4 protein-coding genes are annotated in these 9,475 nt (G+C 71.8%); 2 read left to right on the forward strand and 2 right to left on the reverse strand.

Translation table 11 applies throughout. The annotated features are described in order from the left end of the window. Positions 1-1,245, forward strand: a 1,245-nt coding sequence (locus tag G6031_RS09110; protein ID WP_182653084.1) for an arabinosyltransferase C-terminal domain-containing protein, incomplete at its 5' end; no start/stop codon positions are given. A gap of 22 nt (positions 1,246-1,267) precedes the next feature. Beyond that, positions 1,268-4,600: an arabinosyltransferase domain-containing protein gene (locus G6031_RS09115; protein ID WP_182653085.1), complete on the forward strand. Its 3,333-nt coding sequence runs from the start codon at positions 1,268-1,270 to the stop codon at positions 4,598-4,600. A gap of 215 nt (positions 4,601-4,815) precedes the next feature. Here G6031_RS09115 and G6031_RS09120 read toward each other — a convergent pair whose 3' ends face one another. Together G6031_RS09120 and G6031_RS09125 are read right to left on the reverse strand one after the other, a co-directional pair. Then, positions 4,816-6,369: an acyl-CoA carboxylase subunit beta gene (locus G6031_RS09120; protein WP_095717079.1), complete on the reverse strand. Its 1,554-nt coding sequence runs from the start codon at positions 6,367-6,369 to the stop codon at positions 4,816-4,818. After that, positions 6,366-9,475 (reverse strand): acyltransferase domain-containing protein (locus G6031_RS09125; protein WP_182653086.1); only part of this gene is annotated, 3,110 nt, incomplete at its 5' end. The genes G6031_RS09120 and G6031_RS09125, both read right to left, overlap by 4 nt.

A 9,475-nucleotide genomic window follows, 5' to 3' on the forward strand; every position in this document is an offset into this window, starting at 1 on the left:
CCGGACACCCCCGCCGCCCGGACCCGCGACCGCCGCCGCGTCGGGGCCGGACGGGGCCCCGGCATCGACGGCGCCCCGCTGACGATCGTGGCGTTCTCCGTCGTGATCTTCGAGCTCGTCTCCGCCGTGACCGCCGTGTTCGTCCAGACCCCGGCCTACACGGTCGGGCGCGCCAACCTCCGCGCCCTCAGCGGTGAACCGTGCTCGCTCGCCGACTCGGTGCTCGTCGAGGAGGACTCCAACGACGGCCTGCTCCGGGCCGTGGGCGCGGGACCGGAGATCTCCCTGGGTGCGGGCGTGGTCAACGGGTTCGCACCCAACGGCCTACCCGACACGATCACGGTCGACAGCACGGAGTCCTCCGGCTCGCTGGCCCTGTCCGACTCCGGTGAACGCGAGCCGGGGGACGGCGTCGACGCCGGCACCACCGGCGGCCGGGGAGAGGTCACCGTCAACGGCTCCACCGTCGCGCTGCCCTTCGGTCTGGACCCCGAGACCACACCGGTCCTGGGCTCCTACCGCCGCGGGCCCCAGGTCGCCGCCGAACTCACGTCGGCCTGGTACGAGCTGCCCGCCCGCCGCCCCAACAGCCCCCTGCTGGTCATGGCCGCCGCGGGCCGGATCGGCAACGGCGATCTGACGATCGAGTACGGGCGGCCCGGCCGGGTCGGTGCGGCGGGCCCCACCGACTTCGAGGTCATGGGCTCCACGACCCCCGTCGACATCGGTCCGGCCCCCGCCTGGCGCAACCTGAGGATCCCGCTGGAGTCGATCCCCGCCGACGCGGAGGTCGTGCGAGTGGTGGCGACCGACGGCAATCTCGATCCCGACTGGTGGCTCGCCGTGACCCCGCCCCGGAACCCCCGGTTGCGCACGCTCGACGAGGTCGTGGGCCACTCCGACCCGGTGCTCGTCGACTGGGTGGTGGCCCTGGCCTTCCCGTGTCAGCGTCCCTTCGTCCACAACGGCGGGGTCGCCGAGATCCCCCGCTACCGGATCCTCGCCGACCGCGAGTCCTCGGCCGCCGCGAACTGGTGGCAGAGCGCGGGTGGCGGCGGACCACTGCTGTGGACCACGCAGACGGTGGAGGCAGTCACCGTCCCCACCTACCTCGATCACGACTGGTCGAGGGACTGGGGGTCCCTCCAGCGGTTCGAACCCCTCGACCCCGGGGCGGGGCCCGCGGACCTCGTACGCAGCAGTTCCGTCCAGTGGGGCTGGACCACGCCGGGTCCCATGAAGTGACCGTCGCCTAGAATCGGGCGTCGTGTCAGACTCCACCGCAGCTTCCGGCCCGGTCGCCGCCGACGCCCGTGTCGCGAGGCTCCGCCTCGTCGCCATCGTCAGCGGCCTTCTGGGCACCCTGTGCTTCCTCTCCCTGCCGTTCCTGCCGGTCAACCAGACCACCTCGAGCGTGCAGTGGCCACAGAACGGATCGGTCGACTCGGTGACCGCGCCGCTGATGGCGCACTCGCCTCAGCGGTTCACCGCCACCGTGCCCTGCACCCTGGTCGCGGACCTGCCCGCCGACGGCGGGATCCTGCTGTCGACCGCCCCGGCGGGCGGCGAGGAGGCCGGCGACCGGGCACTGTTCGTCCGCGCCTCCGCGGACACGGTCGACGTGGTCTCGCGCAACCGGGTCATCGTCTCGGCCCCGCGCGACCAGGTGGCCGGCGGCGAGTGCAGCCAGCTCAGCGTGGTGGCGGCGCCGACCTATATCGAGGCGTCGTTCGACGGTATCGACGACCCCGCCGCGGCCCGCCGGGTCGAGGCGGACGACCTGCGGCCGATGGTCGTGGGTATCTACACCGACCTGCCCTCCGACACCGCGGTCCCCGACGGCCTCGAGGTGGCCGTGGAGGTCGATTCCCGCTTCACCACCGATCCGACCCTCCTCAAGTGGGCGGCCATCGTCATCGGGCTGATCGCGACGGCCGTGGCCCTGTGGGCGCTGCACGGGCTCGACCAGACCGACGGCCGCCGGTCCCGCCGCTTCCTGCCCCGCGGGTGGTTCAGGATCCGGCTCCCGGACGTGGCCGTGATCGGCACGCTCGGTGTGTGGCACTTCGTCGGCGGCAACACCTCCGACGACGGCTACATCATGTCGATGGCCCGGGCCGCCGACCCCGCCGGCTACATGGCCAACTACTACCGCTGGTACGGGGTACCCGAGTCGCCCTTCGGCTCCCCCTACTACGACCTGCTCACGATGCTCGCGCACGTGTCCACCGCCAGCCCCTGGATGCGGCTCCCCGCCCTCATCGCCGCGATCCTGTGCTGGCTCGTCATCAGCCGCGAGGTCCTGCCCCGGCTCGGCCGCGCCGCGCGCACCACCCCGGTGGTCGTGTGGAGCGCCGCCGCCGTGTTCCTCGCCTTCTGGATGGCCTTCAACAACGGCCTGCGGCCCGAGCCCGTCATCGCCCTGGGCGCGCTGCTCACCTGGGTCTCCGTCGAACGCGCCATCGCGACCCGACGCATGTTGCCGTACGCCATCGCGGTGATCCTGGCCTCGTTCTCGCTGGCCACCGGCCCCACCGGCCTGATGGCCGTCGCCGCACTCGTCATGGGGCTGCGCCCCGTCCTGCGCACCGTCGTGGTGCGCGGACGCGAGGTCGGCTCGCACCTCGCCCTGGTCGCCCCGGTGCTGGCCGCCGGGACCATGGTGCTCATCAGCGTCTTCGGCATCCAGTCCCTGGCCTCCGTGCTCGAGGCGATCCGGGTGCGCGGCGAGATCGGCCCCAACCTGAACTGGTTCGAGGAGTTCGTCCGCTACTACTACCTGATGATCCCGACGGTCGACGGATCGCTCTCCCGCCGACTCCCGGTCCTGCTGGTCCTGCTGTGCCTCATCATGGTGATCGGCACCCTGCTGCGCCGCGGCAAGATCCCGGGCGCGGCCTCCGGGCCCGTCTGGCGCCTGGTCGGCGTGGTGGTGGGCACCGCGTTCTTCATGATGTTCTCCCCCACCAAGTGGACCCACCACTTCGGCGTCTACGCGGGGATCGGGGCGGCGATCGCGGCGCTCGGCGCCATGGCCATCTCCGCGTCCGCGGTCCGCACCGCCCGCAACCGGACGGTGTTCCTCGGGGTCATCCTCGTGGTGCTCGCGCTGGCCTTCGCCGGCCCCAACGGCTGGTGGTACGTCTCGAGCTACGGCATCCCCTGGTGGGACAAGGCGCCCAGTGTCCGCGGCATCGACGCCGCGACCGTCCTCCTGGGCCTGGCCGTGCTGACCTTCGCCTACGCGGGGTGGCAGCATCTGCGCCAGGACTACACCGGCACGCAGGCGCCCAGGACGCGCGAGGGCCGGCGGCGCATGAGGACGATCGCCGCCGCACCCATCGCGGTGGTCGCGGGTCTGCTCGTCGTGTTCTCCGTCGCCTCGTTCGCCAAGGGGGTCCACAAGCAGTACCCGGCGTACACGATCGCGGCCGGCAACTTCTCGGCGCTCGCCGGGAACCCGTGCATGCTCGCCGACCGTGTGCTGGTGGAACCCGACGCCAACGCCGGCATGCTCACCCCGCTCGCCGCGACCCCCCGACCGGACGGGTCGATCGACCCCGCCGACCGCGCGGCGGCCATCGAGGCCGGCGACAACTCGGGGTTCACCCCGGACGGCGTCGCGCCCGACCTCTCCGCGGACGCGGTGGTGGCCGATCCCGGTGCCGCCAACACCACCCAGGAGCCCGGCGGCGGCCCCTCCGTCACCACCGGCGAGAGTGCCGGCACCGCCGGCGGCCAGGGCGCCGAGGGCGTCAACGAGTCGACCGTGGCCCTGCCGTTCGGGCTCGATCCCGCCACCACCCCGGTGCTCGGGTCGTACCTGGTGGGCCCGCAGCGCGAGGCGAACCTCGAGACCGGGTGGTACCGGCTCCCGGAGAACCGCGAGACGCATCCGCTCCTGGTGATCTCGGCCGCCGGACGCATCGGGCGCTACGACGCCGACGGCCTGTACAAGTACGGCCAGGAGGTCATCGTCGAGTTCGGCCGCGCCACAGAGGGCGGCGCGGACGTGGTGGGCGAGCCCGTCGTCCCGTTCGACATCGGCCCCGCCCCGACCTGGCGGAACCTCCGGGTCGACATGCAGGACGTGCCGGCCGAGGCCGACGTCATGCGGATCCTGGTCGACGACGACGACCTGACCCCCGACCAGTGGGCGGCGATCACCCCGCCGCGCGCGCCCGAACTCGTCACGGTCCAGGAGTTGGTCGGGTCGGAGTCGCCCGTCATGCTGGACTGGGCGGTGAGCCTGCAGTTCCCGTGCCAGCGGCCGTTCTCGCACTACGCGGGGGTCGCCGAGCTGCCGGAGTACCGGATCCTCCCGGACCGGCCGCTGGCGGTCGCCGCCACCAGCACGTGGCAGTCGTACGAGTCCGGGGGCCCGCTCGGGTGGATCGAGGTCGCCCAGCGCGCCCGCACGATCCCCTCGTACCTGCGGCACGACTGGAACCGGGACTGGGGCTCCATCGAGGCGTACACCCCGCTGGGGACCTACCAGGAGGACCCGCCGGCGCCGGCCGAGGTGACCACCGGGACCGAGACCCGCTGGGGCTGGTGGCAGCCCGAGGGCCCGATCCTCGTGACCGACCCGGAGTCCTAGTCCGGGCTACCGGCCCGAGCCCCCAGGGCCCGGACACAGGGGCAGCGCGTCCCGCGTGGGATGCGCTGCCCCTTGTCGTCGGTGTGATGTCTCGGGACATCACACAAGCCCCGGCACACCGTACGTTCAGCCAGCACTACCAGGGGTCGGGGACGACGAAGGCCGGCCCGCCTCCGGAGAGAGCGGACCGGCCCAGGCGTGCTGCCGCGCGTCGGCTACAGCGGCGCGATGGGGTGCTTGCGCGGGGGCTCGTTGCGGACCTTGTCGCGCAGCTGGGCCAACGCGCCGCGCAGCACCAGACGGGTCTGCGACGGCTCGATCACCGCGTCGATGTACCCGCGCTCGGCGGCCGAGTACGGGGTCGCGATGAACTCGTTGTACATGTCGATCAGCTGCTTGCGGAGCTTGGGACCCTCTTCCGGGCCCGCCTCCTCGATCTGCCGACGCTGCAGCAGGTCCACCGCGCCCTCGGCGCCCATCACCGCGATGCGTGCGGTGGGCCAGGCGAAGTTGAGGTCGCCGCCGAGGTTCTTGGACCCCATCACGGCGTAGGCGCCGCCGTAGGCCTTGCGGACGACGAACGTGACCTTGGGGACCGAGGCCGCCACCACGGCGAAACCCATCTTGGCCCCGCGGTGGATGATGCCGAGTTTCTCCTGCTGCAAGCCCGGGAGATAGCCGGGGGTGTCCACCACGTAGACCAGCGGGATCGAGTAGGCGTCACACAGCATCATGTGCCGCGTCGCCTTCTCCGACGCGTCGATGTCCAACGCGCCCGACAGGTGCAGGGGCTGGTTGGCGACGACGCCGACGGACTCGCCGTCGACCCTGGCGAAGCCCGTGATGATGTTGGACGCGAACTGTCCGGAGGTCTCCACGAACTCGCCGTCGTCGAACATCCGCAGGAGCACGTCGTGCATGTCGTACGCGGCGTTGTCCGTGTCCGGGATGATTGAGTCCAGCTGACGATCCGACTCCGTGGTCTCCGCCTCGAGACCCGGGTTGATCCGCGGTGCCTTCTCGGCCGCCGAGGACGGCAGGTAACTCAGCAGGTTACGCACGTACATGAAGGCGTCGTGCTCGCTCACGGCCACGTGGTTGACGTTGCCGTTCTTGGCCTGCTGCAGGGCCGAGCCGAGTTCGTCCATGGTGACGTCCTCGCCGGTGACCTGCCGGATCACGTCGGGGCCGGTGACGAACATGTACGCCTGGTCCTGGACCGCGATCACGAAGTCGGTGGTCGCGGGGGCGTAGACGGCGCCGCCCGCGCACTTGCCCAGCATGATCGAGATCTGGGGCACGTACCCGGAGGCCGGGTACTGGCGCCGGGAGATCTCCGAGTAGTAGGCCAGCGAGGTCACGGCGTCCTGGACTCGCGCGCCACCGGAGTCGTTGATGCCGATGATGGGGCACCCGACCTTGATCGCGAAGTCCATGATGGCGCAGACCTTCTTACCGAAGCCCTCGCCGACCGACCCGCCGAACACCGTGTTGTCGTGCGCGTACACGGCCACCGGGCGACCGTCGATGGTGCCGCGACCGGTCACCACACCGTCCCCGAACGGGTTGTCCGGGCTCCCCGGAGCCTTGGCCAGCTGGCCCATCTCCACGAAGCTTCCCGCGTCGAGCAACTCCGCGATGCGCTCGCGCGGCGGGGTGTGGCCCGCGGCGTCGCGTCGGGCCCTGGCCCGCTCGCTGCCCGGGTCGCGGGCCTGCTCGGTCTTAACCCGCAGTTCAGCGAGCTTCTCCGCGGTGGTCCTAGCCGTCACGCGTCCGATCCCTTCAGTACTCCCGCGTCGATCTCGACGAGTCGACGCGCCAGGTGCTTTCCGACCGTACTGACCACCGGCTCGTCGACCACCGCGAGGTGGTCACCCTTGAGCTGGACCACCTCCAGATCGGAGACGATCCGGGCCCAGCCACCGTCGCGGTCGACGTGGGCGTAGCGGGGTTCGAGCTCGATGGCGCCCTCGTGCATACGCTCCGCACGGTAGAGCACGAACGGCACCTCCGCACCCACTCCCGACCACGTGGACAGGTCCGCGCTCTGCAGGATGCGGTTGTCGACGAAGCTGGCCCGCTGGTGCTCGATGACGCCCCCACCCATGGCGTTCGCCTCGGCGCCCAGGCCCTCCAGGAGCATTCCCAGTACGCCGTCCTCGCCGTGCTCGGCGAGGAACTCGCGCGGCACCTCCACGTCCAGGCCGTAGGTGCGCTTGGCGAACTTCGAGTAGCGCTTCCAGCGTGCCTCCGCCTCGTCGAGAGTGTCCGGGATCGGCTCGGACGGCTGCACGGTGTCCAGGAGGGCCACCAGCGCCACGACGTCGTCGGCGGCCCGCAACTGACGGGCGACCTCGACGGCCAGGGCGCCACCGAAAGACCAGCCGCCGAGCGCGACGGGACGCCCCGAGGCGATCTCCCGGATCCTGTCCAGGTACCCGGCGGCCCTCTCCTCCAGCGGCCCCTCCGTGCGCTCGACGCCGTAGACCGGGGTGTCACCGTCCAGCCGATCGACCAGCGGTTCGTATACGAACGACGATCCGCCGGCCGCGTGGAACAGGAACAGGGGTGTGCTGTCGGTGGAACCCTCGCGAAGAACGCGGATGTTGCCCTCCACCGCCACCTCGGTGAACGGGCGCAGCAGGTCGGCGACCTCCGCGATCGTCGTGGCCCCGGCCAGCTGCTCGGCGGTGATCTCGCCGCCACATCGGGTCGACAGCCGCTCGGCCAGTGCCGTCCGGGTGGAGTCGTCGAGCGCGGGCAGCGTCCCGGTCACCCCGGGTGCCGCCGTACCGGTGACCACGGCCCACGCGCCGAAGGCCATCCGCTCGGTGTCGTCCCGGGGGGCGATGGCGACGTCGGGCGTGGCGGCCTCACCGGCAGCACCCCCTGCCGCGGCCGCCGGCGAGTCCCCGCGCAAGGCGGCCACGTCGACCACGCCTTCGCCGCGGGCCTGCTGGTCCGCGAGCTCGCCGACCTTGTCGGGGTTCTCGACGGCGAAGGTCACCATCTGCACGACGTCGTTCATCGACGCGTCCCGCATGGCCTGCAGTTCGAGCGGTGGGATCGAGAACTCGTGCTCGACCCGGTTCTTGATCCGCACGGCCATGAGCGAATCCAGGCCCAGGTCGAGCAGTGGCAGCTCCCGCGGCAGGTCATCGGGGCTGTACCCCATCGAGGAGCCGACGATCCGGGCCAGGCGGTCGCCGATCGACTCGTCCGAGTCCGGGCTCCAGCGGTGGTCCGCCTCGTCGTCGTCGTCACCATCCACGACGGGCGCGTCGGACTCGGCCGACACGTAGTGCGGTCCCGGCTGGTCCTCCGGATCGATCGGCGTCCCACCGCTCACCGCACACTCGGCGACGAGCGTGAAGGACTGCGTGGCGCCGTCACCGGTGTGCGCGTGCACCTGCAGCGACGCACCTCCAGGGTGCGGGGTCATGGTGGTGGTGACCGCGCCCGCGACCGGGAGGACGCCCGGGCGGTGGACCGCGGTCAGGACGGCGCCCTCGAGGACGGACGCCGCCGCGGCGCCCATCAGGGCGTCGACGCTGGGCACGACCTCGGCCCGGACCTGCCACGCGTGGCGCCCGTCGGGCAACGCCACGTGGGAGCCCGGCATGCGGCCCTCGCCCGACCCGCCACCGGCGGTGACGGTCGGCCACAGCGTCCGTCGCTTCCACGCCGTGCCCGGCACCGCGGCGTAGCGACCGGGACCGGTGACGTAGCCGTGCAGCATCTCCACGACCTGGTCCATGTTGACCTCGTGGCCGTGGACATAGAGCTGGGCGATCGCGTGGAGCAGGGTGTCGGCCTCGGACTCCTTGCGCTTGAGCGTGTGGAGCAGGTTGGGCTCCATCAGGCCGGCGTCGAAGCAGGTCGCCGCCACGGACATCGCGGCGACCGGGTTGGGCGCGAACTCCAGGAACGTCACGTACCCGGCCTCGACGGCCTTGCGCACGGCGTGGGTGAACCACACCGAGTGCCGCATGCCCTTGACCCAGTACTCCTCGGCGTGGATCGGCTCGTGGCCGGCGCGGTAGAAGGTCTCCTTGTCCACGGAGGAGAACAGGCCGGATCGGAGTTCGCGAGGCTCCAGGCCCGCGATCTCGGCGGCGAGCTCACCCAGCAGCATGTCGACGTCGGAGGTGTGCCCGGCCCCGCGGACCTGGAGCTGGCGGGCGAACTTGCCCTGCTCCTCGACCCAGGCCACGAACTCGGCCACGGGCTTGGCGCGGCCGCCGACCGTGGTGTGGGTGGGCGCGGCGTAGACCGCGGGCTCGATCGAGGCGAACTGCGGGTTGTCGGCGATGATCTGCGCGATCTCCTCGGCCGAGTACTCGACCAGCGCCATGGCGCCGGCGTCCTCGTCGGAGACCTGCTGCTCGGCGTCGCCCATGAGGCGCGAGCGGACGCAGATCACCCGCACCGCGTCCTCGAGACTCAGCCCGCCCGCCGCATAGGCGGCGGCGACCTCGCCCATCGAGTGGCCGATCACGGCCTCGGGCTTGGCGCCGAGCGCCTTGAGCGTGTCGACCAGCGCGACCTGGACGGCGAAGATGCCGACCTGCGCGTTCTCCACCTCGTAGGTGACCGAGTCGTCGAGGAACATCTCGACCATCCGGTAGCCGGCCTCGAAGTCGATGAGCTCGTCCACCGCGTCCAGGCACAAGGCGAACAGCGGGTTGGACAGGTACAGCTCCTTGGCCATCTTGCGGTGCTGGGCACCGAAGCCCGAGAACACCCAGACGTCACCGGTGCCGGCGGGGGCGTCCGCGCTGAAGACGCCGGGGCCGGGGTCGCCGGCCGCCAGGGCGCGCAGCCCCGCGACCAGCTCGGTGCGGGTGTGGCCCACGACGGCGCCGCGGGAGCGGC

Origin of the sequence: Dietzia sp. CQ4, assembly GCF_014145125.1 — a bacterium.
Taxonomy (GTDB): Bacteria; Actinomycetota; Actinomycetes; order Mycobacteriales; family Mycobacteriaceae; genus Dietzia; species Dietzia natronolimnaea.